At 75.8% G+C, this 25,561-nt stretch carries 23 protein-coding genes; 9 read left to right on the top strand and 14 right to left on the bottom strand.

Annotation, left to right across the window (positions count from 1 at the left end):
- The first annotated feature begins 179 nt into the window (after nucleotides 1-179).
- The 5 genes from ACGFK0_RS20055 to ACGFK0_RS20035 all read left to right on the top strand — a co-directional run bounded on the left by ACGFK0_RS20055 (nucleotide 180) and on the right by ACGFK0_RS20035 (nucleotide 3,107).
- The gene (locus tag ACGFK0_RS20055; protein ID WP_392906695.1) at nucleotides 180-641 is read left to right on the top strand and encodes an SRPBCC family protein; all 462 of its coding nucleotides are present in this window, start codon (nucleotides 180-182) and stop codon (nucleotides 639-641) included.
- 25 nt (nucleotides 642-666) lie between these two features.
- Nucleotides 667-1,143 carry a fluoride efflux transporter FluC gene (locus tag ACGFK0_RS20050; protein WP_392906694.1) on the top strand — a complete coding sequence of 159 codons (477 nt, stop codon included), beginning with the start codon at nucleotides 667-669 and terminating at the stop codon, nucleotides 1,141-1,143.
- The gene (locus ACGFK0_RS20045) at nucleotides 1,140-1,502 is read left to right on the top strand and encodes a fluoride efflux transporter FluC (RefSeq protein ID WP_392906693.1); all 363 of its coding nucleotides are present in this window, start codon (nucleotides 1,140-1,142) and stop codon (nucleotides 1,500-1,502) included. Before ACGFK0_RS20050 ends, ACGFK0_RS20045 begins: the two co-directional genes overlap by 4 nt.
- Nucleotides 1,503-1,733: 231 nt before the next feature.
- The gene (locus ACGFK0_RS20040; protein WP_392906691.1) at nucleotides 1,734-2,651 is read left to right on the top strand and encodes a polysaccharide pyruvyl transferase family protein; all 918 of its coding nucleotides are present in this window, start codon (nucleotides 1,734-1,736) and stop codon (nucleotides 2,649-2,651) included.
- 54 nt (nucleotides 2,652-2,705) lie between these two features.
- The gene (locus ACGFK0_RS20035) at nucleotides 2,706-3,107 is read left to right on the top strand and encodes a DUF2267 domain-containing protein (protein ID WP_392906689.1); all 402 of its coding nucleotides are present in this window, start codon (nucleotides 2,706-2,708) and stop codon (nucleotides 3,105-3,107) included.
- Between the two features lie 152 nt (nucleotides 3,108-3,259).
- Here the strand turns inward: ACGFK0_RS20035 and ACGFK0_RS20030 are convergent, their stop codons facing one another.
- The 10 genes from ACGFK0_RS20030 to ACGFK0_RS19985 are packed head-to-tail and all read right to left on the bottom strand — an operon-like array spanning nucleotide 3,260 to nucleotide 14,260.
- Complete coding sequence (locus tag ACGFK0_RS20030) at nucleotides 3,260-4,216, bottom strand: NAD-dependent epimerase/dehydratase family protein (RefSeq protein ID WP_392906953.1); 957 nt, start codon at nucleotides 4,214-4,216, stop codon at nucleotides 3,260-3,262.
- A gap of 11 nt (nucleotides 4,217-4,227) precedes the next feature.
- Nucleotides 4,228-5,172 (bottom strand): glycosyltransferase family 9 protein, encoded by a 945-nt coding sequence (locus ACGFK0_RS20025; RefSeq protein ID WP_392906687.1) that lies wholly within the window; start codon nucleotides 5,170-5,172, stop codon nucleotides 4,228-4,230.
- On the bottom strand, nucleotides 5,169-5,846 hold the full coding sequence (locus ACGFK0_RS20020; RefSeq protein WP_392906686.1) for an SDR family oxidoreductase: 678 nt from the start codon (nucleotides 5,844-5,846) through the stop codon (nucleotides 5,169-5,171). Before ACGFK0_RS20020 ends, ACGFK0_RS20025 begins: the two co-directional genes overlap by 4 nt.
- Complete coding sequence (locus ACGFK0_RS20015; RefSeq protein ID WP_392906685.1) at nucleotides 5,843-7,240, bottom strand: PfkB family carbohydrate kinase; 1,398 nt, start codon at nucleotides 7,238-7,240, stop codon at nucleotides 5,843-5,845. Before ACGFK0_RS20015 ends, ACGFK0_RS20020 begins: the two co-directional genes overlap by 4 nt.
- The gene (locus ACGFK0_RS20010) at nucleotides 7,237-7,848 is read right to left on the bottom strand and encodes an SIS domain-containing protein (protein WP_392906683.1); all 612 of its coding nucleotides are present in this window, start codon (nucleotides 7,846-7,848) and stop codon (nucleotides 7,237-7,239) included. Before ACGFK0_RS20010 ends, ACGFK0_RS20015 begins: the two co-directional genes overlap by 4 nt.
- Nucleotides 7,845-9,071: a glycosyltransferase gene (locus ACGFK0_RS20005; RefSeq protein WP_392906682.1), complete on the bottom strand. Its 1,227-nt coding sequence runs from the start codon at nucleotides 9,069-9,071 to the stop codon at nucleotides 7,845-7,847. Before ACGFK0_RS20005 ends, ACGFK0_RS20010 begins: the two co-directional genes overlap by 4 nt.
- Nucleotides 9,068-10,063: a glycosyltransferase family 4 protein gene (locus ACGFK0_RS20000; RefSeq protein ID WP_392906681.1), complete on the bottom strand. Its 996-nt coding sequence runs from the start codon at nucleotides 10,061-10,063 to the stop codon at nucleotides 9,068-9,070. Before ACGFK0_RS20000 ends, ACGFK0_RS20005 begins: the two co-directional genes overlap by 4 nt.
- Nucleotides 10,060-11,070: a glycosyltransferase family 9 protein gene (locus ACGFK0_RS19995; RefSeq protein ID WP_392906679.1), complete on the bottom strand. Its 1,011-nt coding sequence runs from the start codon at nucleotides 11,068-11,070 to the stop codon at nucleotides 10,060-10,062. Before ACGFK0_RS19995 ends, ACGFK0_RS20000 begins: the two co-directional genes overlap by 4 nt.
- Nucleotides 11,067-12,623 carry an HAD-IIIA family hydrolase gene (locus ACGFK0_RS19990; RefSeq protein ID WP_392906677.1) on the bottom strand — a complete coding sequence of 519 codons (1,557 nt, stop codon included), beginning with the start codon at nucleotides 12,621-12,623 and terminating at the stop codon, nucleotides 11,067-11,069. Before ACGFK0_RS19990 ends, ACGFK0_RS19995 begins: the two co-directional genes overlap by 4 nt.
- Nucleotides 12,620-14,260: a carbamoyltransferase gene (locus ACGFK0_RS19985; RefSeq protein ID WP_392906676.1), complete on the bottom strand. Its 1,641-nt coding sequence runs from the start codon at nucleotides 14,258-14,260 to the stop codon at nucleotides 12,620-12,622. Before ACGFK0_RS19985 ends, ACGFK0_RS19990 begins: the two co-directional genes overlap by 4 nt.
- Before the next feature lie 222 nt (nucleotides 14,261-14,482).
- Between ACGFK0_RS19985 and ACGFK0_RS19980 the strand changes: the two genes are divergently transcribed.
- Complete coding sequence (locus ACGFK0_RS19980; RefSeq protein WP_392906674.1) at nucleotides 14,483-15,370, top strand: glycosyltransferase family 2 protein; 888 nt, start codon at nucleotides 14,483-14,485, stop codon at nucleotides 15,368-15,370.
- A gap of 11 nt (nucleotides 15,371-15,381) precedes the next feature.
- On the top strand, nucleotides 15,382-16,209 hold the full coding sequence (locus ACGFK0_RS19975; protein ID WP_392906671.1) for a glycosyltransferase family 2 protein: 828 nt from the start codon (nucleotides 15,382-15,384) through the stop codon (nucleotides 16,207-16,209).
- Here ACGFK0_RS19975 and ACGFK0_RS19970 read toward each other — a convergent pair whose 3' ends face one another.
- From ACGFK0_RS19970 to mgrA, 3 genes are all read right to left on the bottom strand, one after another.
- Nucleotides 16,210-16,608 carry a DUF6343 family protein gene (locus ACGFK0_RS19970; RefSeq protein WP_392906669.1) on the bottom strand — a complete coding sequence of 133 codons (399 nt, stop codon included), beginning with the start codon at nucleotides 16,606-16,608 and terminating at the stop codon, nucleotides 16,210-16,212. It lies immediately after the preceding gene.
- Nucleotides 16,605-17,057: a YbhB/YbcL family Raf kinase inhibitor-like protein gene (locus tag ACGFK0_RS19965; RefSeq protein ID WP_392906667.1), complete on the bottom strand. Its 453-nt coding sequence runs from the start codon at nucleotides 17,055-17,057 to the stop codon at nucleotides 16,605-16,607. The genes ACGFK0_RS19970 and ACGFK0_RS19965 overlap by 4 nt, the downstream gene beginning before the upstream one ends.
- A gap of 67 nt (nucleotides 17,058-17,124) precedes the next feature.
- A complete protein-coding gene (mgrA, locus tag ACGFK0_RS19960; protein ID WP_392906665.1) occupies nucleotides 17,125-18,150 on the bottom strand; it encodes an L-glyceraldehyde 3-phosphate reductase in 1,026 nt (341 codons plus the stop codon).
- 100 nt (nucleotides 18,151-18,250) lie between these two features.
- Between mgrA and ACGFK0_RS19955 the strand changes: the two genes are divergently transcribed.
- On the top strand, nucleotides 18,251-21,568 hold the full coding sequence (locus tag ACGFK0_RS19955; RefSeq protein WP_392906663.1) for a hypothetical protein: 3,318 nt from the start codon (nucleotides 18,251-18,253) through the stop codon (nucleotides 21,566-21,568).
- Nucleotides 21,569-21,712: 144 nt separating this feature from the next.
- Here the strand turns inward: ACGFK0_RS19955 and ACGFK0_RS19950 are convergent, their stop codons facing one another.
- Entirely contained in the window at nucleotides 21,713-23,293 is a 1,581-nt protein-coding gene (locus ACGFK0_RS19950) for an AMP-binding protein (RefSeq protein ID WP_392906661.1), read from the bottom strand.
- 167 nt (nucleotides 23,294-23,460) lie between these two features.
- On the opposite strand from ACGFK0_RS19950, the gene paaZ reads away from it, so the two are divergent.
- Nucleotides 23,461-25,500 carry a phenylacetic acid degradation bifunctional protein PaaZ gene (gene paaZ / locus ACGFK0_RS19945; protein WP_392906659.1) on the top strand — a complete coding sequence of 680 codons (2,040 nt, stop codon included), beginning with the start codon at nucleotides 23,461-23,463 and terminating at the stop codon, nucleotides 25,498-25,500.
- Nucleotides 25,501-25,561: the final 61 nt, after the last annotated feature.

Here is a 25,561-nt window from a genome sequence, read left to right as displayed (position 1 = left end):
GCCGGCAAAGGCAGGGGGCGATCGCTCGGTCCCCGCCCAGTACCCGGCAATCGGCTGATCACACTGAAATGCCCGCCCGCGTGGGGGATCGGGCCTGCCGGGCGCCGCGCCGCCGACCCGTCCCCCGGATAAAGGACGCTCCCCCGGGTACCGCCCCGGTGACGCACTGAGGGGGAGCCGTGAGCACGATCACCGAGTCGGTCAACGTCACCGTCCCGATCCGCACCGCCTATGACCAGTGGACGCAGTTCGAGACGTTCCCGCAGTTCATGGACGGTGTCGAGGAGATCCGCCAGCTCGACGACACCACCGTCCGCTGGAGGACGCGAATCGCCGGCGTCACCCGCGAGTTCGACGCGAGGATCACCGAGCAGCTGCCCGACGAGCGCGTGGCCTGGAAGTCCCTGGAGGGGCCGACGCACGCCGGGGTGGTGACCTTCCACCGGCTGGACGAGACCACCACGCGCGTCACCGCCCAGATGGAGATCGACCCGGAGGGCCTCGCCGAGAGGGCCGGTGACAGGCTCGGCGCCCTCGGCCGCCGGGTCAAGGGCGACCTGCAGCGTTTCAAGACCTTCATCGAGGCCCGGGGCGTCCAGACCGGTGGCTGGCGCGGCCGGGTCGCCCGCCCCGAACCCTGACGGGGGCGCCGGTAGACTCTCGCGGGTGCGCGATGGTGCCGTCGATCCCGATGTCGATCTTCATGTGGCGGAGCAGCGCGACGAGCTGCGGCGTGCGCCGTGGGCGACGCTCGGTGCCGTCTCGGCGGGCGGCGTCACCGGGGCGCTGGCGCGGTACGGGCTGAGTGGCGCGTTCCCGTACGGGCCGGGGGAGTTCCCCTGGGTCGTCTTCTGGATCAACGTCTCCGGCTGCCTGGTGATCGGGGTGCTGATGGTGCTCATCACCGAGACGTGGCGGGTGAACCCGCTGGTGCGGCCGTTCCTCGGGGCCGGGGTGCTCGGAGGCTTCACCACGTTCTCGACCTTCGCCGTCGATTTCCAGCGGACCGTTGACGGCGGGGAACCGCGGGTGGCGCTCGTGTACCTCGCGGCGACGCCGGCCGCCGCGCTCGCCGCCGTCCTCACCGGGGTGCTGGCCGCCCGGTCGCTGACCAGGCGCCGTGCCGGGGAGGGCGGCGCGTGACCGTTCTGCTGGTCGCGCTGGGCGCCGCGCTCGGCGCGCCGCTGCGCTACCTGGCCGACCGCGCCGTGCAGGCCCGGCACGATTCGGTGTTCCCCTGGGGGACGCTGACCGTCAACGTCGCGGGGTCGTTCCTCCTGGGCTTCCTGGCGGCCGTCCCCGTCGGCGGCGGTGTGACGGCCTTCGCGGGGACGGGCTTCTGCGGCGCCCTGAGCACGTATTCCACGTTCGGCTACGAGACCGTCCGGCTGGCCGAGGGCGGAGCGCGCCTCCAGGCGCTGCTCAACGCCGCCGGCAGTGTCGCCGCGGGGCTCGGCGCGGCCTACTGCGGCATGGCGGCCGCCCGGTTCGCCGGCGGTTGACGGCGCCGCAGGGGGGTAGCGGGCGGGGGAAGGCCGCCTGAACGCTGGTGCGGCCCAGGCTCGCAGATCCGAGCACCTGGCTCCGAGCTCGCGAGTGGGCCGCGAACTGACTCTGCCCATCCGGTCGTTTCGGTAAACCGGTAAGTGTCTCAAGTGTCACGGCACGGGCAGTGCCTTCCCGTCCCGGAAAGGCGCCGGGCGAGGATCGAGATCGCGGAAGGCGGCCGGCGGATGCGTGTCCTGGTGACCGGATGGCCGAGTTTCCTGCACGGCGAGGCCACGGCGGGCGATGTGCTGGCGATGGAGGCGGTGCGGGGGGCGCTGGCCGGCCGCGGGGTCCCGTGCGACCTCGCGTGGAGCCCGGTCTTCCGGCCGGGCGGGCTGGACCTCGGCCGGGCCGACCCGGGCCGCTACACCCACCTCGTGTTCGCCTGCGGGCCGCTGCACGGCAGGCAGATCGAGGAACTGCACCGCCGGTACGAAAGCTGTACCCGCGTCGCCGTCGGGGTGTCGGTCATCGATCCGGACGACCCGGCGGTCACCGGGTTCGACGCCGTCCTCGCGCGCGACACGCCCTCGGCGGCGCCGCGGCGCGACCTGGCGGCGCTGCCGGCGACCCCGCCGGTGCCCGTCGCCGGGGTCGTGCTGGCGCCGGGGCAGGCCGAGTACGGGACGCGGCGGCGGCACGACCGGATCGAGCGGGAGCTCACGGAGTGGCTCGCCGCCCGCGAATGCGCCCGGCTGCCCCTCGACACGCGCCTCGATCCGCGCGACTGGCGCCTGTGCACGACGGCGGCGGAGCTGGAGTCGGCACTGCGCAGGCTCGACCTGGTCGTCACGACCCGGCTGCACGGCCTCGTCCTGGCCCTGAAGAACGGGGTTCCCGCGCTGGCCGTGGACCCGGTGGGCGGCGGCGCGAAGGTGACCGCGCAGGCACGGGCGTGGTCGTGGCCGGCCGTCGTCACCGTCCCGGAGCGGGCGGGGCGGGGGCGGGAGGATCCGGAGCGGGATGGGCCGCTGCTGGACCCGCGGGAGCTGGACGGGTGGTGGGAGTGGTGCCTGTCGCCCGAAGGGACCGGGCGCGCCTGCGCCCTGCCCGCCGGCGGAGCCGTGATCGGCGAGCTGATGGACGTGCTCGGCGCACGTTAAGGACCGTCCATTTCGGGCATTTCTGCATTTCAGACGTAGGAAGGAGCGTCCGTCATGCGGCACGAGGAGTTCATCGGACAGGTCCAGGCCCGCGCCCGCCTCTCCGGTCACGGTGAGGCGGAACGGGCGACACGCGCCGTCCTGGAGACGCTCGGCGAACGGATCCCGGAGGGGCTCGCCGACAACCTCGCGGCGCAGCTGCCGCACGAGATCGGCGAGCATCTGCGCCGGACGGAGATCTACGGCGGCGCGGGCAGCGGCGAGCGGTTCGACCGGCACGACTTCATCGAGCGGATCGCGGTCAGGTCCGGGGCCGACGAGCCACGGTCCGCGTACCTGGCGCGGGTCGTGCTGGAGGTGACCGACGAGGCCACCCAGGGCGCGGTCACGGACAAGGTGCGCCACAGCCTCCCCGCCGACCTCAGAAACCTGGTGGCGGCAGGCCACAACGGCTGAACGAACGGCTGAACGGGCGCCCCGGTCCCCGGGGTGTGGCGCGGCCTGGGCCGGGGCGTGCGCGGCCTGGGCGGCGTGGACGCGTGCGCCGCCGGGGCGTGCGCGGCCGCGAGGTGCCCTCGTCCCGGCCGCGCAGACCCGGCCGGGTCCGGTCAGGCGGGGCGGGCGACCATGAGCTCCCGGGCGAACCACTCGATCGTGGTGCGCAGGCCGTCCTCGACGGAGATCCGGGGACGCCAGCCGAGCGCCTCCTCGGCGAGCGCGGTGTCGGGCCGCCGGACGTGCGGGTCGTCGACCGGCCGGTCGACGAAGCGGATCCGGGACGGGGACCCGGTCAGGTCGATGATCAGCTCCGCGAGGCCGGCCATGGACACCTCGTACGGGCTGCCGATGTTGACCGGCCCCGGATGGCCGGAGAGGGCGAGGGCGATGATGCCCCGAACGGTGTCGTCCACGTGGCAGATCGAGCGGGTCTGGGAGCCGTCCCCCGTCACCGTGAGGTCCTCGCCGGTGAGCGCCTGCCGCAGGAACGTCGGGATGGCCCGGCCGTCGTCGGGCCGCATCCGCGGCCCGTAGGTGTTGAAGATCCGCACGATCGCGGTGCCGAGGCCGCGGGAGTGCCGGAACGCCGACGTCAGCGCCTCGCCGAACCGCTTGGCCTCGTCGTACACGCTGCGCGGCCCGACCGGGTTCACGTTGCCCCAGTACGACTCGGGCTGCGGATGCACGAGCGGGTCGCCGTACACCTCGGACGTGGAGGCGAGCACGAAGCGCGCGTCCTTGGCCTCGGCGAGCTCGAGCGCGTTGCGGGTGCCCTGGCTGCCGACCTCCAGGGTCTGGATCGGCAGCCGCAGATAGTCGGCCGGGGACGCCGCCGAGGCCAGGTGGAAGACGTAGCCGACGTCGCCGGGGACGCTGACCGGCTCGGTGAGGTCGCGTCTCAGGAACCGGAAGTCGCGCCGCCCGGTCAGGTGCGCGATGTTGCGGGACGTGCCGGTCAGCAGGTTGTCCAGGCACACCACCGAGATCCCCCGGGCCAGCAGCGCCTCGCACAGGTGCGAGCCGAGGAATCCGGATCCTCCGGTGACGACGGCGCGTGGATGTCTCATCATGTCCCCCTTCAGCGGTTGCGGGTGAGCACCCGGCCGGCGGCCTCGACCGCCTGCCCGGCGGAGATCTCCAGCAGGCCGGGATGCGGTTCGCGGCCGTGCGGGTCGCCGTGCCGCCCGGCCCACAGGACCCGGTGCTCGGCGCGGTCGGGCGGCCCCCACCGGCCGGGCGGCGTCGGGCCGAACAGCAGGACCGACGGGGTCCGGAACGCCGTCGCGAGATGCGCGACGCCGGTGTCCCCGCACACCACCAGCCGCGCGCCCGCGATGAGCGCGGCCAGTTCCGGGAGGCGGGTGCGGCCGGACAGGTCGGCCCGCTCGTCCAGCCCGGCGAGTTCGGCGACGCGGCGCGCGATCGCCGTCTCCGCGGGGCCGCCGGTGACGACGACGCGTTCGCCGCCGTCCCGCAGCGCCGCCGCGACGGCCGCGAACCGGTCGGCGGGCCAGCGGCGCGCCGGGAACGCCGCGCCCGGATGGACGACGGCGGCGCCCGGCGCCGGCGACGGGACCGCGGGCGGGTCCAGGTCCAGGTCGGCGGGGTCGGCGTCGAACCCGTACGCCGACACGAACCGGCACCAGCGCGCCACCTCGTGCTCGCCCGGGTCCCAGTCCGGACCGGCGGCGTGGCCCGCCCCGGCGCAGGCGAACGCGAGGAGGCGGCCCGGACGCGTTCCGGTGAGGAGCCGGTGGCTCTGCGGGCCGCGGCCGTGCAGGTTGACCGCCACGTCCACCGGGCCCGCGGGCGGCAGCGGGGCAAGGCCCTCCGAGGGAAGGACGTCGTCGACCGCGCCCGTGGCGCGGGCGAGGAAGCCGAGCGGCGCCGGGGCGGCGAGCGCGATCCGCGCGCCGGGCGCCCCGCGCCGCAGGGCCCGCAGCGCCGGGACGCCGGTCAGCAGGTCCCCGAGGCCGAGGGCGCGCAGCACCAGGATCCGCTGGGCCGCCGGTCGCACCGTCACGGCCACGACGGTTCCTGCGAGGGGCAGACGACGAGTTCCCGCACCTCGCACCCGGCGGGCTGGGAGAGCGCGAACGCGACGGTCGCCGCCACGTCCTCGGGCCGGTTCAGCTTGGCGTCCGGGCCCGGCCTGTACTGCTCGGAGCGGTCGTCGAAGAACGCGGTGTCCATGCCGCCGGGCACGACCATGGTGACGGCGACCCGCCCGGCCATCTCGGCGGCGAGCGCCCGGGTGAAACCGACGACGCCGAACTTCGACGCGCAGTACGCGGTGGCGTCGCTCACCGCCCGGAACCCGAGCGTGGACGCGACGGTCACGACGCGTCCATGGGGCTCGTTCTCCAGGTAGGGGAGTGCGGCGCGGACGACGGCGGCGGTGCCCAGCAGGTTCACCTGGACGACCCGCTCCCAGTCCTCGGCGGGAACCTCGCACAGCGTCCCGCAGGCGTCGATGCCGGCGGCGGTGACGACGGCGTTCAGCCCGCCGGCGGCGCGGGCCAGGCCGTGCACGGCGCGCTCGGCGCATCTGCGGTCGGCGAGATCGGCCTGCATGTGCTGGAAATCGTCCTTCGGCGGATGCCGGTCGAGGACGAGGGGGCGTCCCCCGTCGTCGGCGACCTTCCGCGCGACGGCCGCGCCGAGTCCCGAGGCGCCTCCGGTGATGAGGACGTTCATGATGCGTTTCCCTTCGTGGTCGACAGCAGGCGGGTGGTGGAGCGCCCCTCAAGGAGGGGCAGCAGGACCACCTCGCCGTCGTGGGCCCGGACCGTCTCGGCCTCGGGCAGCGTGGTCCCGGCGTAGTCGGCGCCCTTCACCCAGACGTCCGGGCGGAGCCGTTCCAGCAGCGGGGCCGGGGTGTCGTCGTCGAACACCACCGCGGCGTCGACGTCGCTGAGCGCCTCCAGCACCCGGACGCGGTCGGCGGCGGGCGTGACGGGACGCGTCGGCCCCTTGCGGCGCCGCACGGACGCGTCGGAGTTGACGCAGACGATCAGGCAGTCGCCGAGCCGCCGCGCCTGCTGCAGCATGCTGACGTGGCCCGCGTGGAGGAGGTCGAAGCAGCCGCCGGTCGCCACGACCGTCCCGCCCGCCCGCCGCGTCCGCTCGACGACGTCCCAGGCGTCCTCGCCGCGCTCGGGGACGAGCCGGGCCGTGCCGGTCTCGGCGAGCTGCGTCGCGAGGGCCGCGGCGGCGCCCGCGCGGACGAACTCCGACGCGTGGCGGACGCCTTCGGTGACGGCGCCGGTGAGGGTCCCGCCGTCGGCGAGGACGCCCGCGGCGCCGGCGGCGAAGCTGTCGCCCGCGCCGCACGAGTCGCCCCGGGCGGGCCGCGCCGGCGCGAGGAACGGCGCCTCCGACCCGTCGCAGAGCAGCGCGCCCTCCGCGCCGAGGGTGACCGCGACGCCCTCGATGCCCCAGGCGCGGCCGAGGTGGCGGCCGCACCGCCCGGCGGCCGACAGCCCGGACCCGGTGATCTCGGCGCCGTCGGCGGCGGCGAGCCGGGCGGCCTCCTGTGCGTTCGGGGTGAGCAGCCGGACGCCGGGGACGGGCGGCTCGCCGCGCGGATGCGGGTCCCACACGACGGGGACGCCCGCGGGCAGCCCGCCGAGCAGGGACCGGACGGCGCGGTGCCGGGTGACGCCGCGCCCGTAGTCGGCGACCAGCACGGCGCCCGCCCCGGCGATCGCGTCGGCGACGCGCGGGCCGACGGGCCCGTCGAGGGCCTGCCCCTCCCCGGCGTCGAGCCGCGCCACCGACTGCCCGCCGGACCGGATGCGCAGCTTGCAGGGGGTGCCGCCGTGCAGATGGAACGCGGCGACCTCCACGTGCTTCTCCAGCATCGCGCGCAGCCGCCTGCCGGGTTCGTCGTCGGCGAGCGCGGTGACCAGCACCACGTCGCGTCCGGCGGCGGCCGCCAGCAGCGCCGCCAGGCCCGCGCCGCCGGGCCGGGGCAGCTCCTCGGCCTGCTCGACGACGGGGACGGGCGCGTCCGGGCAGAGCCGGCTGCTGCTGCCGACGATGTCGATGTCGAGCAGGACGTCGCCGACGACCACCAGCGGGGCGGTCATGGTCTCACCCCCAGGACATCGTCGATCACCCCGCACAGCAGGTGGATCGCGGCGAGGTGGATCTCCTGGACGGTCGAGGTGGCGGCGGCCTCGACGGTGATCGCGTCGTCGCACGCGCCGGCGAGGGCGTTCGGCCCGGGGCCGGTGATCGCCCACGCGGTGATGCCGAGATGCCGGGCCCGGTGCGCCGCCGCGACCACGTTGGGGCTGCGGCCGCTGGTCGACAGGCACATCAGCACGTCGCCGGGCCGGCCGTGCGCCTGCACCTGCCGCGCGAACATGTTGACCGGCCCGTAGTCGTTGCCGATCGCGGTCACCGACGAGGTGTCGCAGTGCAGCGGGATCGCCGACAGCGGGCGCCGCTCGTCCTCGAACCGGCCGACGAGCTCGGCGGTCAGGTGCTGCGCCTCGGCGGCGCTTCCCCCGTTGCCGCACGCCAGCAGCCGCCCGCCGCCGCGCAGCACGCCGGCCAGGCGGCGGCCCCACGTCCCGATCGTGGGGACGTGCTCGCGGAACCGCAGCGCGGCCTCGGCGAGCGCCTCCAGCCGCCGGTCCTGCGCCGTCGCCGTCCTGGTCCGGGAGGCGGCCCCGGTGGTGCCGGCCGTCATGCCGCCACCTCGCTCAGGGCGGCCGCGCGCTGGTAGACGCCGGCGGTGTCGGCGGCGACGCGGGCCCACGAGTAGCGGTCGCGTGCCCGGCCGCTGCCCGCGATCCCCATCGCGGCGCGCTTCGCGGGGTCGTCCAGCAGCGCCCGGACCGCCGCGGCGGCGGCCTCCGGGTCGCGCGGCCGGACGAGCGTCCCGGTGACGCCGTCCACGACCGTGTCGAGGTGCCCGCCGACGGCGCTCGCCACCACGGGCACGCCGCACGCCATCGCCTCCAGCGGCACCATGCCGAACGGCTCGTACCAGGGCAGGGTGAGCACGAGGCTCGCCGACCGCAGCAGCGGGGGCACCTCGTCGCGGCCGAGCCGGCCGAGGAACTCGACGCGGCCGGCGACGCCCGCGTCCCGTGCCGCCCTCCGCAGCCTGCGCACCTCGGCGTCGCCGCCGAGGTCGCCGCGCGGCGGCCCGCCGGCGACGGCCAGCTCGGCGCCGGGCAGGTGCGCGAGCGCCCTGATGGCGGTGTCGACGCCCTTGCGTTCGACGAGCCGGGACAGCACCACGAGCCGGTGAGGGCCGGCGGGCGGGCCGCCGCCGGGGGCGAACAGGCTCAGGTCGACCCCGCACGGGACGACCCGGACGCGGTCGCCGGGGACGCCCATCGCGGTCAGCTCGGCGGTCTCGTCGGAGCAGGTGGCGATCACGGTGTCGGCGGCGCGCCCGATGGCGCGTTCCAGCCGCACCCGGGAGGCCGGGCTGGTGTCCTTGTCGCCCTGGTGGCGGCGTTTCACGGTGCCGAGCGCGTGGAAGGTCTGCACCACCGGCACGCGCCGCGACCCGCGCGGCTGCGCGGCCTGGATCGCCGCGAGGCCGCTCATCCAGAAGTGGGCGTGCGCGACGTCGGGCGGGTCGGCGGCCCAGCGCCGCTCGAGGTGGCGCCCGAAGTCGTGCATCCAGGGCAGCAGATCGTCCTTGGCGATCCGCTCGGCCGGTCCCGCCGGGACGTGCTCGACGGTCACGCCGGGCGCGAACCGCACCCGGTCGGGCAGGGCGGGGGCGTCCCGCCGCGTGTAGACGGTGACGTAGTGGCCCTGCCGGCCGAGTTCGGCGGCCAGTTCCGCGACGAACACGTTCTGCCCGCCGCCGTCGGCCCCGCCCAGTCCCTTCTCCGCGGGGCCGCACCTGGCGGCCAGGGGGCTGGCGTGCTCGGAGATCATGGCTATCTTCATCGCGTTACCTCCTGGAGAGTTCGCCGCCAGTCGCGCAGGAACCGCGGCAGGCCGTAGCGTTCGACGGCGTAGGCCCGCGCCTCCTTGCCCATCTGGCGCGCACGCGGCGGGTCCGCGGCCAGGGACCGCGCGGCGCCGGCCAGCGCGGCCACGCGGGTGGACAGCACCCCGGCCTCCGGCGGCACCGCCTCGACCGCCTCGGTGGTGGCGAGCGCCACCACCGGCAGGCCGAGCATCATGGCCTCGATCAGTGCGAGGCCCAGCGAGGTCCACCGGTAGGGGTGGACGTAGACGCGGCGGCGGGCGAGTTCCCCGTGCATCCTCGCCTGCGGCAGGTCCTCGAAGGTCCAGAGGGATTCGGGGGCGATGCCGAGCCGGCCGGGGACGCCGGTGACGTTCATGCCGAACAGGTCGAGGGGGACGGCCGCCGCCAGTTCGGGGAGCAGGTCGGTGCCGGCGACGCGCCCGCGGCGCAGCGGGTCGTTGATGACCACGCCGGCGCGCGGCATGTCGGCGGAGTACCGGTAGCCGGGGTCGACGACGCCGTGCTCGATGACGGTGGCGGGGGCGCGGCCGCAGTTCCAGAACAGCCGGTTGAAGTGGGTGACGTGCACGACCGGGATGTCGGAGCGGTCGTGCAGGAAGTGGCGGCTGTCGGGGACGACCTCTTCGGGGAGGCCGGCGTCGGACGGCGTGCGGCGGGGCGTGTCGTGCTCGACGTAGACGGCGGGGACGTCGCGGCCGGGGCGGCGCCCGAGCCATTCCTCGGCGAGCCGCAGCTCGTGGGGGCGCTGCAGGACGACGACGTCCACGTCCTCGTCGCGCAGCCGCTCCGGCGCGACCTCGGCCGCGCGGTCCGGCCAGTGGAACGTGTCGGGCCGCCCCTTCCCGTCCGGTCCCCGGCCGGGAAGGACGGGGACGAGGGTGGTCTGCGGGCCGTGGACGAACGACGTCGCCCACGATCCGTGCACGTGCCACATCAGGACTCTCACCGGGCGGGCACCTCCTCCTCGGACCTCACGATCTCCACTGCCGCGGCGACCTCGTCGGCGCTGACCGACGCCAGGCAGGGGTGCCCGCCGACGGGGCATTCGCGGGCGCGGCTGTCCTTGCACGGCGCCCCCTGGTCGCCCAGCAGCGCCATCGGGACGCCGAACGGCGCCCACCGGGCCGCCGGCACGGTCGGCGCGAACAGCGACACGACCGGTGTGCCGACGGCCGCCGCCAGGTGCGCGGGGCCGGTGTTTCCGGCGACGACGGCGCATGCCCCTTCCAGCACGGACGCCAGTTCCGGCAGCGTCGTGCGGCCGCCGAGGTCGAGGCCGTCCTCCCCGGCGACGGACGCGGTCAGCTCCTTCTCGTCCCCGTGCCCGGTGACGACGACGCGGTGGCCCGCCGCGTCCAGCAGCCGGACGGCCTCGGCGCAGTGCCCGGGGGGCCAAGCGCGTGCGGGGACCGACGTCCCCGGATGCACCACGACGTACCCGGGGCCTCCGGTGAGGTGGTCGGTGGCGGGCAGCGGCCCGCGGACCCGGAGCCGGGTGTCGGCCGGCGCCGGGAACCCCGCGTCCTCCGCGAGGGCGAGCATCCGCAGCGGCTCGGGCATGTCCTCGCCGGGCCGGTGCCGCAGGTCGAGCAGCGAACCGGGGTAGTCCTCGCTGATGCCGCCGATCCAGGGCGTCCCGGCCAGGCGCAGCAGCAGCGCGAGCGGCAGCGGCGACTGGTGGAACGACGTCAGGATCAGGGCCCGGTCGAAGCCCTTGAGCCGGCGCGTGAGCGCGTCGATCCCGGACCGCTCGACGGGCACGTGGTCCGGGTCGATCCAGGGGGCGCGCCATTCGATGACGCGGTCGACGCCGGGCAGCATGTCGGCGGCGGCGCGCCCGCGCGGGCCGCACAGCAGCACCACCTCGTCGGCGTGCTCGGCGACCGCCCGCACGGCGGGCCCGGCGAGCAGCACGTCGCCGATGTTGTCCTGGCGGGAGACGAGGACCCTCATCGGCGCCGCCTTCCGCCGAGGACCAGTTCGACGGCCGCCCGCAGCGTCGGCGCCGTCTCCGCCGCCCGCGTGATCTCGTCGGCCCGGGTGCGCCCGGTCGGGACGAGGATCCCCCGCGCGCCGGCCGCGGCGGCGGCCTCGACGTCGCCGCCGATGTCGCCGATGACGGCGCAGTCGGACGGCGGCGCCCCGAGCCGCCGCGCCGCGCGCTCGATCATCCCGGGGCGGGGTTTGCGGCATGCGCAGCCGTCGCCGCCGTCGTGCGGGCAGAACTCCCACACGTCGACGCGTCCGAGGAGCCGCTCGACGCGCGCGTTGACGCGCCGGACGTCGCCGGCGGTGATGCGGCCCTTCGCCACGCCCGACTGGTTGGACACGACCCCGATCCGGACGCCGTGCCGCCGCAGCCGGTCCAGGGCGCGCCGGGCGCCCGGCATCGGCTTCACCCGCGCCGGGTCGCCGTTGTAGGGGACGTCCCGGATGAGGGTGTCGTCGCGGTCGAACAGCACGACCCAGGGGCCGGCCCACGGCCGCGCGTCCCGGTGGACGACCAGTCCCCGCACCCGGTGCCACACCGCGGCGGGCGGGATGACGGCGCTCGTGGCGATCATCTTCGCTATTTCGGCCGGTGCGGGCGGCCCCGGCCGGATCCGCTCGTAGGCGAACCAGGCGGTCAGCGCGCCCCAGGCGCCTCCGGCGATCAGGCCGGCGGCCGTGCCGCGCCGCCCGGGGACGGCCGCGGGCAGGCCCGCCGCCAGGACGCCGGCCGCGGTGGTGAGCGCGTGGCGGCGGAGCAGCCCGCGGCCCTCGCCGGCGCGGGTCCGCCACGAGCCGCCGTGCACCCGCCACATGAGGACGTCGTCGGCGTTGCCCGCCTGTGCCCGCACCGACGCCCAGAAGCCGGCGGGACGGACGGGGTGCGTCACCTGCCGCCTGCCGAGGACGAGGCCGTGCCCGGCGTCCATGGCCCGCAGCGCCAGGTCGGCGTCCTCACGGTAGGCGCGGCGGAACCGCTCGTCGAAGCCGCCGAGCTCGGCGAGGACGGCGCGGCGGTAGGCCATGTCGGCGGTGATCCATTCGGCGTCCGCGAGCGCCGCGGTGTTGCGCTCCCAGTCGGTGGGGCGGCGGCCGTCCGGCGGCGGGACCGTGACCCGGCCCTGTGAGCCGCCGGCCTCCGGTGTCAGGTCCGCGAGGTCGGCGGCCAGCCCGGCGGCCCATCCGGGATCGGGCACGACGTCGTCGTCCAGGAAGGCGACCCACTCGGTCGCGGCGGCGCGCCAGCCCGCGTTCCGGGCGGCGGCGGGCCCGCGTCCCCCGGAGCGGATCACCCGGATGTCCGGTCCGGCGGCCGGCGGCGCGCCCGGCGGGAGGGGGAGCGGCGCGCCCGGCGCGGGGCGGTCGTCCACGACGATGATCTCGTGCGGCGCGTGCCCGCGCCCGGAGCCGAGGCCCGCGAGGAGCGCGTCCAGCGTCACGCGCAGGCTCTCCCGGCCGATCGTCGGGATGACGACGGTATGGCCGGTCACGGTATGGCCGACCAGGGGGTGGCTCATCGGGCGTGCACCTCCCGGCGGCGGACCACGTACGGCCCGATGGCCAGCAGGTCCACCGGGGCGGAGCCGAAGCACTCCAGCGCGTCGCGCGGGTCGTCGACCATGGGGCGCCCGGCGGTGTTCAGGCTGGTGTTGATGACGACGGGCAGGCCGGTCCGGCGGCGGAACTCCTCCAGGAGGCGGGCCACGAGCGGCTCGTCCTCCGCGGCGACGGTCTGGATCCGGGCGGTGCCGTCCACATGGACGACCGCGGGGATCCGGTCCCGCCAGCCGGGGCGCACCCGGTGGACGAACAGCATGTACGGGCTCGGCAGCGGCCCGTCGAAGATCTCCGGCGCGTGGTCGAGCGCGACCATCGGCGCGATCGGGCGGAACTGCTCGCGGCCCTTGACGTCGTTGAGCCGCTCCACATTGCCCTCATGACCCGGATGGGCGAGTAGGGAGCGGTGCCCGAGCGCGCGCGGGCCGAACTCGGAGCGGCCCTGGAACCACGCCACGATCTCGTTGCGGGCGAGGGCGCCTGCCACCGTGGCGGCCAGGTCGTCGGGCCGCTCGTACGGGATCCCGGCGGTGTCGAGACGCTCGGCGATCTCGCGGTCGTCCCACCGCCGTCCGAGGTCCGCGCCGGGCATGGGCGTCAGCGGGTCGCCCCCGGCCTGCGCCAGGTGCAGCGCGGCGCCGAGGGCCGTCCCGGCGTCGCCCGCGGCGGGCTGGATCCAGATGTCGTCGTACGGCCCGGCCTCGGCGAGCCGGGAGTTGGCGACGCAGTTGAGGGCGACGCCGCCGGCGAGCATCAGCCGGCGGGAGCCGGTGCGGCCGTGCAGCCAGGCCGCCAGGTCCAGCAGCACCTCCTCCAGCCGGGCCTGGACGCTCGCGGCGAGGTCGGCGTGGTCGCGGGTCCACTCGCCGCCGGGCGGGCGGGCCTTGGCCAGCGCGCCCCAGTCGACGCCCGCGGCGGCGAAGCCGCCGTCCCCGGTCGCGTGGACGTGCTCGCGCAGTTCGCCGAGGAAGCGGGCCTCGCCATAGGACGCCAGCGCCATGACCTTGTACTCGTCGCTGGAGCGCAGGAAGCCGAGGTGCTCGGTGAGGTCCTCGTACATCAGCCCGAGCGAGTGCGGGAGGCGCTGGGCGTGCAGCGTGGTCAGGACGCCGCCCTCGTACGTCCCGGCCAGGTGCGAGTGCGACTCGCCGCGGCCGTCCAGGACCAGGACGTCGCCGTCGCCGGGTGCGGGTGCGGCGAGCGCGGCGGACGCGGCGTGCGCCACATGGTGCGGGACGTACCGGACGATCCCGGGGTCGAGCCCCGGCAGCGCGGTCGACAGGAAGTTCGGGGCCCGCTGCGCGTAGAGGGTGCGCAGCCGCTCCCACTGGACGTCGTGCCCGTCGAGGCCGGGCTCGACGAGGCCCGGATCGTAGGAGTAGGCGACGGCGTCGAGGTCGCCGGGCTCCAGCCCGGCCTCGTCCAGGCACCACCGGGCCGCCTTCTCCGGCGGTTCCCAGCCGGAGAACGGCACCGGCCGCTTGCCGTGCTTGCGGCGGCTGAAGCGTTCCTCCTCCGCCGCCGCGACGACGGCGCCGTCCGACACCAGCGCGGCGGCCGGGTCGTGAAAGATCGCATTGATTCCGAGCACGCGCATGTAGAGCCCCGTTTCGGCGCAGCGTTCGGTGATGTGCCGATGACGTCGTCGTAGCCATCGGCACTTGGCGGTCCCGCCGGGAGCAAATCCCCTATAGGTGATTCGGTATTGCCGATAACTGTGGCTCTAAACGCTGAAGTCACAAAAGTCGCTGGTGGGCGAAGTGTGACGTAGGCGCAATGACGTGCACATAGAGGCGAAGGCTGCGGGTACGGGCGGTTCATGCGTTACACCGTCGTCGTCATCACCAGGGACCGGCGGCACTCGCTGCTCGCGACGCTCGCGCGCACGCGGGAAATCGCGGACCGGCCCCCGGTCATCGTGGTGGACAACGCCTCACGGGACGGCACCGCCGGCGCCGTCGAGGAACAATTCCCGGAATTCCGGCTGATCCGTTCCCCGCGCAACCTCGGCGCGGTCGCCCGCAACGTCGCGGCCGACCACGTCCGCACTCCGTACATCGCGTTCTGCGACGACGACACCTGGTGGGAACCGGACGCGCCGTCCCGCGCCGCGGGCCTGCTCGACGCCCATCCGCGGCTCGCGGTCGTCACCGGGCGGATCCTGGTGGAGCCCGGCGGCCGCGAGGACCCGATCGTGCCCGAGCTGCGGCACTCGCCCGTGCCCGGCCCGCCGTGGCTGCCGGGCCCCGCGCTCGGCTCGTTCCTTGCCGGGGCGTCCATGGTCAGGACGGACGCGTTCCGCGAGGCCGGCGGATTCTCCCCGCGGCTGTGGCTCGGCGGCGAGGAGGAACTGCTCGGCGCCGACCTGATGGCGCTCGGCTGGCAGCTGTGCTTCGCCGACGACGTCGTCGTGCACCACGAGCCGTCCCCGCTGCGCGACCCGCACGTGCGGCGCCGCCACGGCATCCGCAACACGCTGTGGTTCACCTGGCTGCGCCGCCCGCTGCCCGCCGCGGTGCGGCGCACCGCCGGGCTGCTGCGCACGCTGCCGCGCGACCGCGTCACGGCGGGCGCGCTCGCCGAGGCCGCCGCCGGGCTGGCCTGGGTCGCGCGCGAACGCCGGACGCTGCCGGCGGACGTCGAGGAGCGGCTCCGGCGCCTGGAGGCGTCCCAGCGGAAGTCCACCGCGCGCCGGTACGTGAGCTAGGAGAGCGGCCGATGCCCGATGTGACCATTCTCGTCGCGACCCGTGACCGTGCCCCGGAACTGCGCCGCAGCCTCGCGCACCACGACGCCCCGGTGATCGTGGCCGACAACGCCTCCGCCGACGCCACCGCGGCCGTCGCCGAGGACGCCGGCGCGACGGTGCTGCGGCTGCCGCGCAACCTCGGCGCCGCCGCCCGCACCGTCGCGGCCGAGCACGCCTCGACCCGCTATGTGGCGTTCGCCGACGACGACTCCTGGTGGGCGCCCGGCGCGCTGGACCGCGCCGCCGGGATCCTCGACGCCCATCCGCGGACGGCGCTGCTCGCCGCCCGCGTGCTCGTCGGCGACGAGGGGCGGCTGGAGCCGGTGTCCGGGCAGATGGCCCGCTCGCCTCTCGGCCGGCCGGACGGCCTGCCCGGGCCGGCCATCCTCGGGTTCCTCGCCTGCTCCGTCATCGTGCGGCGCGAGGCGTTCCTCCGCGCGGGCGGCTTCTCCGACGTCCTGCACTTCGGCGGCGAGGAGGAACTGCTCGCCCTCGACCTGGCCGCCGCCGGGTGGGGCCTGGCCTACGTGCCCGAACTCGTCGTCCACCACCACCCGTCCACGACGGGCCGCGACCCGGCCGCGCGCCGCCGCCGCGAGGCCCGCAACCGGCTGCTGACCGCGTGGCTGCGCCGTCCGCTCCCGGCGGTCGCCCGCGCCGCCGCGTCCGCGCTGGGCAGCCGCGACGGCCGGGCCGGTCTCGCGGACGCGGCCCGCGCGCTGCCCGCGCTCGCCCGCGCCCGGCATCCGGTCCCGCCCGCGGTGGAGGCCGCCCGCGCCCGCCTGACCCGCTACTGATCACGTCCGGGTGCGCCGGGCGATGACGATCAGGTCGACGGCGGCGATGACGGCGACGACCGCGCAGATGGCGGCCGCCGTCCAGGCGCCGTCCCCGGCGCCGCTCTGCGCCCGGACGGCGAAGAGCACCGCGGCCGCCGCCGCGCCGACCAGGGCCGCGCCGGACAGGATCGCCCGCAGCAGCAGCGGGCTGCGGGCGGTCAGCGGCTCACGCCCGCTCGGCTGCCGGTGGCGGTAGCGGCCGTGTGAGCCGGGGCCGCGCCACTCGGGATCCCGCCACTCGGGCGCGGTCCCATCGGCGTCGTCCCGGCCGGTCCGGCCCGGGTCGTCCCGGCCCGGGTCGTCCCGGCCGGGGCGGCTCCGGCGGGGGTCGTTCTGGTCGGGGGCGCCCACGGTCACCTCACGAACGTCCCGACGAGCGTGCCGGACGCCACGATCTTCTCCTGGACGGCGACGCGCAGGTCCTCGGCCGTGAACCCGGGACGGAGCCCGGACGGCTCGGACAGCCCGTAGAGCCGGAAGAAGTACCGGTGCGGGTCGTCGCCCGCCGGGGGCTTCGGCCCGCCGTACCCGTCCGCGCCGAAGTCGTTGCGCCCGGTGATCGCCCCGGTCGGCCGCTCCCCGGCGTCCAGCCCGGTCGTCACGGGATCGATGCCGGCGACCAGCCAGTGCGCGAACGTGCCGGCCGGCGCGTCCGGGTCCTCGCAGGCCAGCGCGAGCTCCACCACCTCCTCGGGGGCCTGCGACCACTCCAGCGGCGGCGAGACGTCCCCGCTGTCGTGCGAGTACTCCGACGGCATGAGCGTGTGATCGTTGAACGCGGCGCTGCGCAGCATCATCTCTTCCATGTGCTGCTCGTGCCCCGTCCTGCCAGGTCAATGCGTATGCCCGGTGGCCGGCCCGCCCGCCCGGCGGTCAGCCCGCGCTGGAGGCCGCCCAGATGTTGATCCCCGCCTCGACGGCGTCCCGGTCGATCGCGGCGAGCTCGTCGGCGGTGAAGTCCAGCCGGTTCAGGGCCGCGAGGTTCTCCTCCAGCTGGGCGACGCTGCTCGCGCCGACCAGCGCGGAGGTGACCCGGCCGTCCCGCAGCGACCACGCCAGGGCCAGCTGCGCGAGCGACTGCCCGCGCCCCTCGGCGATCTCGTTCAGCGTCCGGACGTGCCGCAGGTTCTCCTCGGTGAGCAGGCTCGTGGAGAACGACGTGCCCTTGCTGGCCCGCGACCCTTCGGGGATGCCGCCGAGGTACTTGTCGGTCAGCATCCCCTGCGCCAGCGGCGAGAAGGCGATGCAGCCCACGCCCTCGCGGCCGAGCGTGTCGAGGAGCCCGCCCTCGATCCAGCGGTTGAGCATCGAGTAGGATGGCTGGTGGATCAGCAGCGGCGTCCCCATCTCACGCAGGATCGCCGCCGCCTCCGCCGTGCGCTCGGGGGAGTAGGACGAGATCCCCGCGTACAGCGCCTTCCCGGACCGGACGGCACGGTCCAGCGCGCCCATCGTCTCCTCCAGCGGCGTCTCGGGGTCGAAACGGTGGCTGTAGAAGATGTCGACGTAGTCCAGGCCCATCCGGCTCAGCGACTGGTCGAGGCTGGCGAGCAGGTACTTGCGCGACCCCCACTCACCGTACGGGCCGGGCCACATGTCGTACCCCGCCTTGGTCGAGATGATCATCTCGTCCCGGTACGGCCGGAGGTCCTCCCGCATGATCCGCCCGAAGTTGGTCTCCGCGGAGCCGTACGGCGGCCCGTAGTTGTTCGCCAGGTCGAAGTGCGTGACGCCGAGGTCGAACGCGCGGCGCAGGATGGCCCGCTGCGCGTCCAGGGGCCGGTCGTCGCCGAAATTGTGCCACAGGCCCAGCGAGATCGCCGGGAGCCGTAGCCCGCTGCGCCCGCACCGCCGGTAGGGAATCCGCTCGTACCGATCATCGTCGGCCACATATGTCATGGTCACGAGTATCCCAGGGCCGTCCCGCTTGCCGGACGCGGCGGTGATCCGCCATCATCGACCCCATGATCTCCAGGAAGGGCGGTCTCCGCCCGGGCCGTTGAGCCCCATCGAGCCGGTCCTGGAACCGGCCCTCGAATCCCTGCCGTACCCGTCGCGCATGCGGGAACTGGCGCTGCGCGCCCGCGATCTCGCCGGGACCGACGAACTCCGCGACCTCCTCGCCGGCCTGTCCGCGGGCGGGCGGTACGAGCGCCGGCTCGCCCTGCACATGGCCATGGCGGCCCGCGACCTCCCGTACATCGAACGGGTGCTCGCCGGACCCGACATGGCGTTGCGCCGCGCGGCGCTCCGGGCCGTCCGGACCCTGCCGGTCTCCGACGACGCCGCGGCGGCCGTGCTGGACGACGCGCCCGCCGACCTGCGCCGCGCGTTCTACAGGACGCTCCGCCACTCCCGCCGCGCCGCCCTCGCCGACCGGCTCCTGCCGGACGTCCGGGCCCGCCGGGGCGACCGGGAGGCCGCCGCGCTGCTGCCCGCCTGCACGGGCGGCACCGTCGCGCGGGTCCTCCCGGAACTCGCCCACGGCGTCACCGCCTGGCGCGCCATGGCCGGGCGCCACCCCGGCCCGTTCCTCGCCCATGCCCGAGACCACCTGGCCGAATGGTCGTGGTGGCGGCGGTGCCGATCCGGTCTCCCGGCGCTGGCGCGGCGTGACCCTGCGGGACTGCTGGACCTGATGGAGCGGGACGGCTCACGCAGGCCCGCCATGTACTTCCCGCCCACGCTCGTTCCGGCGCTGTTCAGGGTGGACGCGGTCCGCGCCGCACGGGTGGTGCGGCGGATGGGACGCCGCAGGGGCCGCCTCTCGTGGTCGTACTCCAGGTACCTGAGCGGCCTCCCGGCCGCGGACCTCCGCGAGTTCGTACCGGACGACCCCCACTGGCTGAGGGAGTTCCTCACGCACGTCCCGCCGGCGCGGCGCGCGGAGATCCTCGACCTCGCGCAGCAACGCCACGGGCAGGCCCCGGGGATGCGGAACTTCCCGCTGCTCGGCGTCCTGCCGCCCGGCCGGGCGGCGGCCGAGGCCCGCCGGATGCTGGAGTGGCACGGCTCGGTGTGGCATTCCGCGCGGTCCAGGCTGGACGATCCGGAGATCCCGCTGAAGCTCACGGCCCACCTCCCCTACGAGGAGGCGGCCGGGCCCGTCCGGGAGGCGGCGTTCGGCGGCGACCCGCGCCGGCGCGGCCTCGCCCGCACGCTGCTCATCGAGCTCACCGCCCGCACCGCGGACCCCGCGCTCCTGCTGAGCCTGGTCACCGAGCTCGCGGACCGCACGCGGAACGAGCGGGACCCGCTCAGGGGGACGCTCATCGCCGCCCTGACGGCCGTCCCCCTCCGCCTGCTGGACGACTCGTTCGCCCCGCCCTTCGCCGCCATCGCCGACCCGGCCGTGACGGCACGCGACTCCTCCCCGGCGACCCGCCGGAGGCTGCGCGGCCTGGCGGACCGGATGCTCGGCGCGGCCGGCTCGCAGGACGGGGCGCCGCCCGCGCTCACCCGCTGGGCGTACCGCGTCTACGCCACGCTCGTGGCGAGGCACGGACCCGAGGCGCTCGACGAGCACCGGCTCGACCGGGTTCTGCCGCGCGGCGGGGAACGCGTCCTCCTGGACGTCCTGCGCCCGCACCTGCGCGACCACGAGACCGTCGTCGCCTTGGCCCGCTCCCTCGGGCGGAGGGCGTTCGCGCTGGAGGACCTCCAGGACGATCTGCGCTCGGTGATCCTGGACGCTCCCGGGCACCTCGCCCGGGAGGCGGCGGACCTGTGGCTCGCCGACCCGGCGCGCCGCGAGGGGCGCGCGGTGGACCTGCTGGCCGCCGACGCCTCCGCGATCGTCCTGCCCGAGGTGTGGCGCGTCGTCGCCGGACGCCGCACGGACCTCCTCCCGGCCGCCCTGGACGGCGCCCGGGCGGGCCGGTTCGAGACCGCCGGACGGGTTCCGGAGGTCCGGCCGCAGGACCCGGGGCGCTGGACGCCGCCGCAGGCCGGGGCCGTGCGGGCGGTACTGGCCTCGGCCGCCCGGGACGAGCGGAGACCGGTGGACGCCAGGCTCACCGCCGTGGCGGGGCTCGGCCTGCTTCCCGGCGGGCTCGGGGACCTCGTGCCGTGGGCGGAACAGGAGGAGGACACCGTCCTCGCCGAGGCGGCGCTGGAGGCGATGGCCGCCACCGACCGTCCCGCCGAGGCCCTCGCGATGCTCCTCCTCCATGCGCGTGGGCCGAGGTCGGCGGTCGCGGTCGCGGCCGTGGGACGGTGCGGCGCGTCGGTGCCGCCGTCCGGGCTGGGGCCCGTCCTGGCGGAGACGCTGACCGGCCCGGACGGGAAGGTGACCGCCCGCAAGCAGGCCGCCCGGCTCCTCCAGCGGCTGCGGGTCCCGGGCGCGGCGGACGTCCTCCTGCACGCCTGGAACGACCCCGGCCTGCACCGGGACGTCCGGGTCGCCGTCGCGGACGCGCTGCGCCGCATGCCCGAGGACCCCCGGGTGATCGCCGCGCTCGGCGACGCCGCAGGCCCGTACGCATCGGAGCTGATGCTGCGCACGCTCTTCCAGGCGAAACCTTCGGAGTACGCGCCGGCGCACCGTCCCGCCTACGCCGCGCTCGTCCGGCGACTGGTCTCCGCCGCCGACGGCCCGGGCGTCCGGTTCCGGGCGTCCAAGGCGTTCGGCGCATGGGCGCCCTGGTACGCGGAGGGGTACGGCGACATCCTCGCCGCCGTCGCCGATCCCGGCGACCCGGCCGGGGACGACGATCTTCAGGTCCTGCACGCCCTGGTGAGGGCGGGGACGGTCGCGGACGAGGCGCTCGGCGTGCTCTCCGCCCTGGTGGACGCGGAGCTCGGCGAGCGGTCCAGGTCGCGGGCGAAGGCCATCGCGCAGACGATCGGCGGCCTGCCCGCCGGCCACGCCAACGCGCCGCTGGCCCGCCGCGCCGTCCGGATCCTGGCCGGGCATCCCCTCTATGCCGCCCAGGCGGCCGAGGTCGCACTCCGCGCGGCACGCCTGACCGAGGACGGCGTCACCGCCGAGCAGATCGCCGGGGAGCTGGCCGCCCTGGCGGACCTGCTCCGCGACCGCCCCGTCCTCACCGCGGCGTTCACCGGAAACCGCCTGTTCCACGCGGTCGGCGGCCATGGCGCGCGCGAGCCGGGCGGGCCCGCCCGGCTGCTGCCCGCCGCCCGGCTGCTCGCCGGCCGCGGCGACATCGTCTCGCACCTGCTCGCCGCCGCGCTGGTCCGGCAGGCGGGCCCGGCCGCCGGGTGGCCCGCCGGCTGGCGGGACCTCCTGGACGAGCTGCGCCGGTCCGGGCACGTGGAGGTCCGCCAGAACGCCTGGGACGTCATCCCCCCGCCGTGACCGGGATCAGCGGCGGAGCGCGAGGCCAGCAGGCGGCGGGCGTCGGTGAACAGGCCGTCCGGGGTGAGGGAACGGGTCGTGGTCATCGGGATTCCCCTCATCGTCGACGACCATGACGCTACGGACGCGGCGTCGTGCGGGCGATCACCCCGGAGGTGGCCCGGCGGCGTCCGGCAGGGCGTGCTTGAGGACCTTGCCGGCCGGGTTGCGGGGCAGCGCGTCCAGGAAGACCACGTCCCGGGGGACCTTGTGGCGGGCGAGGTTCGCGGCGACGTGGCCCCTGACGTCGTCCCGGGTGAGGCCGGCGGCGACCACGTAGGCGCGCAGCCGCTGCCCGAACTCCTCGTCCGGGACGCCGACGACGGCGGCCTCCCCGATGCCGGGATGGGCGGCGAGAAGGTCCTCGACCTCGCCGGGGTGGACGTTCTCGCCACCGGACACGATCATGTCGTCGGCGCGGCCGTCGACGTGCAGCCGGCCGCCGCCGTCCAGGTGGCCGAGGTCGCCGACCGCCATCAGGCCGCCGACCTCGTCCTTGCCGCCCCCGCCGGTGTAGCCGCCGAACCGGGCCGGGGTGTCGACGAAGATCCGCCCGATGGTGCCCGGCGGCACGGGCCGGTCGTCGTCGCCGAGGATCGCGACGGTGGTGCCGGCGGGCGGGCGGCCGACGCAGCCGGGCGCGGCGGCCAGCTCGTCCGGCGTGGCGATCGTGATGCAGGACGCTTCGGTCGAGCCGTAGAAGTTGTAGAGGGACGGCCCGAACGCCGCCAGCGCGCGGCCCCCGAGCCCGGCGTCCAGCCGTGCCCCGCCCGTCATGACCACCCTGAGGCGGGACAGGTCGCGCGTCCGCACCCCGGGGACGGCGAGGATGCGGCTCAGCATCACCGGGACGGCGACGAGCGACGTGCAGCGATGCGCCTCCAGGTCGTCGAGGACCCGTTCCGCGTCGAAACGGCGGCGCAGGACGAGCGTCGACCCGAGCCCCAGCGCGAGAACGGCGGAGGTGAGGCCGAGTCCGTGGAACAGCGGCGGGCCGACGAACATGGCCTCCCCGCCCCGGAACGGCACCTTCGACAGGATGCCGCCCGGCAGCGCCAGCGACCGGGACTGCGGCCTCGGCGCGCCCTTCGGCCGCCCGGACGTGCCGCTGGTGAGGATCACCATGGACCCGTGCCCGGACGGGGCGGGCGGCGGCGCGCCGTCCGCGCCGGCGATGAGGTCGTCGAGATCGGACTCGGTGAGGCGCGGCAGGTCGAGGCCGTCCGCGGCGGCGGCGAACTCGTCGTCGTGCACCAGGACGGTGACGCCCTCGCGGTCCACGGCGCCGCGGAGCTGGGGCGCGGCGAAGTCGGTGTTGAGGAACAGGACGGACGCGCCCGTCTTCGCCGCCCCCGACATCGCCTCCAGCAGGCCGCGGTGGTTGCGGCACAGGATTCCCACGGTGTCGCCGACGCCGACGCCGCGCGACCGCAGGGCGTTCGCGAGGGCGTTGCAGCGGCGGTCCAGCTCGCCGAACGTGAGGGTCCCGCGATCGTCGGCGAGCCCGGTGCGGCCGGGGAACCGGTGCGCGGGCAGCGCCGTCGCGGCGCCGAGCGGCCCGTACCACCGCAGGGCCCGCGCCGCCGCGGCGAGGGCCCTCGGGGGCATCGGGCCGATCATCCCGGCGCGGACGGCGGCCCGCAGCCCGTTCAGCTCGGCGGAGATCATCCTGGTGCGCGTGACCATGACCGGCAGCGTATGCACCAGAGGAACAAATCCACAAGATCTGTCCCTCTGATCCCGCGCTGGAACGAGTACACGAACGGACCGCGTCCCGGCTGTCATCTCTGCGATGCGTGAACCGGGCTCATGGGTGGCAGGAAGACTCAGAGATAACGGACAAGGAGGTCCCGGTGGTCGTGCTGCGCAGTTATGTGTCGGGTTCTTGGCGTGCTCCGGAGGACGTGGGGGCGCCGCTGCGCGACGCCGTCACGGGGGAGGAGGTCGCCCGGATCTCCTCGGCGGGGATCGACAAGGGCGCCGCCCTGCGGTACGGGAGGACGGCCGGCGGCCCGGTGCTGAGGGAGCTGACGTTCCACCAGCGCGCCGCCCTGCTGAAGGCGCTCGGCTCCCACCTGCGGGAGCATCGCGAGGAGCTGTACGCGCTGTCGGCGCGCACGGGCGCGACGCTGGGCGATTCGAAGTTCGACATCGACGGCGGCATCGGGGTCCTGTTCGGCTATGCGAGCAAGGGCAAGCGCGAGCTGCCGAACGACACGGTGCTGATCGAGGGGGACGTCGAGCCCCTCGGGAAGGGCGGCACGTTCGTCGGGCAGCACCTGTGCACCCCGTCGCACGGCGTCGCGGTGCAGATCAACGCGTTCAACTTCCCGGTGTGGGGGCCGCTGGAGAAGCTCGCGCCCGCGTTCCTCGCCGGGGTGCCGAGCCTGATCAAGCCCGCGAGCCAGACCGCCTACCTGACGGCCCGGCTCGTCGAGCTGATCGTCGAGTCCGGCATCCTCCCGGAGGGCACCGTGCAGATGATCTGCGGCGACCCCGGTGACCTGCTCGACCACCTCACCGAGCAGGACATCGTCGGGTTCACCGGTTCGGCGTCCACGGCCCGGCTGCTGCGCACCCACCCCGCGATCGTGCGGAACGCGGTCCGGTTCAACGCCGAGGCCGACTCGCTGAACTGCTCGATCCTCGGGCCGGACGCCGCCCCCGGGACGGCGGAGTTCGACCTGTACGTCAAGCAGCTCGCCGCGGAGATGACCGTCAAGGCGGGACAGAAGTGCACCGCGATCCGCCGCGCGCTGGTCCCCGCCGCCCTCATCGACGACGTCGCCGAGGCCGTCCGCGACCGGCTGTCCAAGGTCACGGTCGGGAACCCCGCCGACCCGGACGTGCGGATGGGCGCGCTGGCGGGGCTCGACCAGCGCGAGGAGGTGCGGCGCTCGCTGAAGCCGCTGCTGGACGCCGGGCACCTCGTCTTCGGCGACCCCGGACGGGTGGACGTGCGCGGCGCCGACGCCGAACGCGGCGCGTTCATGTCGCCGATCCTGCTGCGCGCCGACGACACCGCCCGCGCCGAGCCGCACGAGGTCGAGGCGTTCGGGCCGGTCAGCACGCTGCTGCCCTACGACGGCGCCGGGCAGGCGGTCGAGCTGGCCGTGCGCGGCCGCGGCAGCCTCGCCGGGTCGATCGTGACCGGCGACGCCGGCTTCGCCCGGGACGTCGTGCTCGGCACCGCGCCGTGGCACGGCCGCCTGCTGGTGCTGAACTCGGAGGACGCCGGGGAGTCGACCGGGCACGGCTCGCCGCTGCCCGCGCTCGTCCACGGCGGCCCCGGGCGCGCCGGCGGCGGCGAGGAGATGGGCGGGATCCGCGGGGTCGTCCACCATATGCGCCGTACCGCCGTGCAGGCCGGACCGGCGATGCTCACGTCGATCACCGGGCGGTGGGTCCCCGGCACCGGCCGGACGGTCACCGGCGAGCACCCGTTCCGCAAGCACCTGGAGGACCTGCGCGTCGGCGACACCGCCGTCGGCGGCCCCCGCGTCGTCACCCTCGCCGACGTGGAGCACTTCGCCGAGTTCACCGGCGACACCTTCTACGCCCACATGGACGAGGAGGCCGCGAAGGCCAACCCGTTCTTCGGCGGCAGGGTCGCGCACGGCTACCTCGTCGTGTCGTTCGCGGCGGGCCTGTTCGTCGAGCCCGACCCGGGGCCCGTCCTGGCGAACTACGGGCTGGAGAACCTGCGGTTCCTGACCCCGGTCAAGCCCGGCGACGAGCTGACCGTCACGCTCACCGCCAAGCAGATCTCACCGCGGGAGGGCGCCGGCTACGGCGAGGTCCGCTGGGACACCGACGTCACCAACCAGGAAGGGGCCTCGGTGGCCAAGTACGACGTCCTGACGCTGGTGTCCAAGCGGCCCAAGCACGACTGACACGGCCGGCTCGCGCCCGTGACCGGAGCGCTTCATGCCGGGATGCTCCCCGGTGGCGCCC

The sequence above is a fragment of the Spirillospora sp. NPDC048823 genome (assembly GCF_043198445.1).
Classification (GTDB): Bacteria; Actinomycetota; Actinomycetes; order Streptosporangiales; family Streptosporangiaceae; genus Spirillospora.
The sequence above is the reverse complement of the archived record's forward strand: the minus strand, read 5'-3'. Positions and strand labels throughout refer to the sequence as shown.

Excerpts from the sequence above, each read along its gene's own strand:
- ACGFK0_RS20040 (WP_392906691.1), top strand. The coding sequence starts at position 1,734 with ATGCGTGTCCTGGTGACCGGATGGCCGAGTTTCCTGCACGGCGAGGCC.
- ACGFK0_RS20035 (WP_392906689.1), top strand. The coding sequence starts at position 2,706 with ATGCGGCACGAGGAGTTCATCGGACAGGTCCAGGCCCGCGCCCGCCTC.
- ACGFK0_RS20030 (WP_392906953.1), bottom strand. The coding sequence starts at position 4,216 with ATGAGACATCCACGCGCCGTCGTCACCGGAGGATCCGGATTCCTCGGC.
- ACGFK0_RS20020 (WP_392906686.1), bottom strand. The coding sequence starts at position 5,846 with ATGAACGTCCTCATCACCGGAGGCGCCTCGGGACTCGGCGCGGCCGTC.
- ACGFK0_RS20015 (WP_392906685.1), bottom strand. The coding sequence starts at position 7,240 with ATGACCGCCCCGCTGGTGGTCGTCGGCGACGTCCTGCTCGACATCGAC.
- ACGFK0_RS20010 (WP_392906683.1), bottom strand. The coding sequence starts at position 7,848 with ATGACGGCCGGCACCACCGGGGCCGCCTCCCGGACCAGGACGGCGACG.
- ACGFK0_RS20005 (WP_392906682.1), bottom strand. The coding sequence starts at position 9,071 with ATGAAGATAGCCATGATCTCCGAGCACGCCAGCCCCCTGGCCGCCAGG.
- ACGFK0_RS19995 (WP_392906679.1), bottom strand. The coding sequence starts at position 11,070 with ATGAGGGTCCTCGTCTCCCGCCAGGACAACATCGGCGACGTGCTGCTC.
- ACGFK0_RS19990 (WP_392906677.1), bottom strand. The coding sequence starts at position 12,623 with ATGAGCCACCCCCTGGTCGGCCATACCGTGACCGGCCATACCGTCGTC.
- ACGFK0_RS19985 (WP_392906676.1), bottom strand. The coding sequence starts at position 14,260 with ATGCGCGTGCTCGGAATCAATGCGATCTTTCACGACCCGGCCGCCGCG.
- ACGFK0_RS19980 (WP_392906674.1), top strand. The coding sequence starts at position 14,483 with ATGCGTTACACCGTCGTCGTCATCACCAGGGACCGGCGGCACTCGCTG.
- ACGFK0_RS19975 (WP_392906671.1), top strand. The coding sequence starts at position 15,382 with ATGCCCGATGTGACCATTCTCGTCGCGACCCGTGACCGTGCCCCGGAA.
- ACGFK0_RS19965 (WP_392906667.1), bottom strand. The coding sequence starts at position 17,057 with ATGGAAGAGATGATGCTGCGCAGCGCCGCGTTCAACGATCACACGCTC.
- mgrA (WP_392906665.1), bottom strand. The coding sequence starts at position 18,150 with ATGACATATGTGGCCGACGATGATCGGTACGAGCGGATTCCCTACCGG.
- ACGFK0_RS19950 (WP_392906661.1), bottom strand. The coding sequence starts at position 23,293 with ATGGTCACGCGCACCAGGATGATCTCCGCCGAGCTGAACGGGCTGCGG.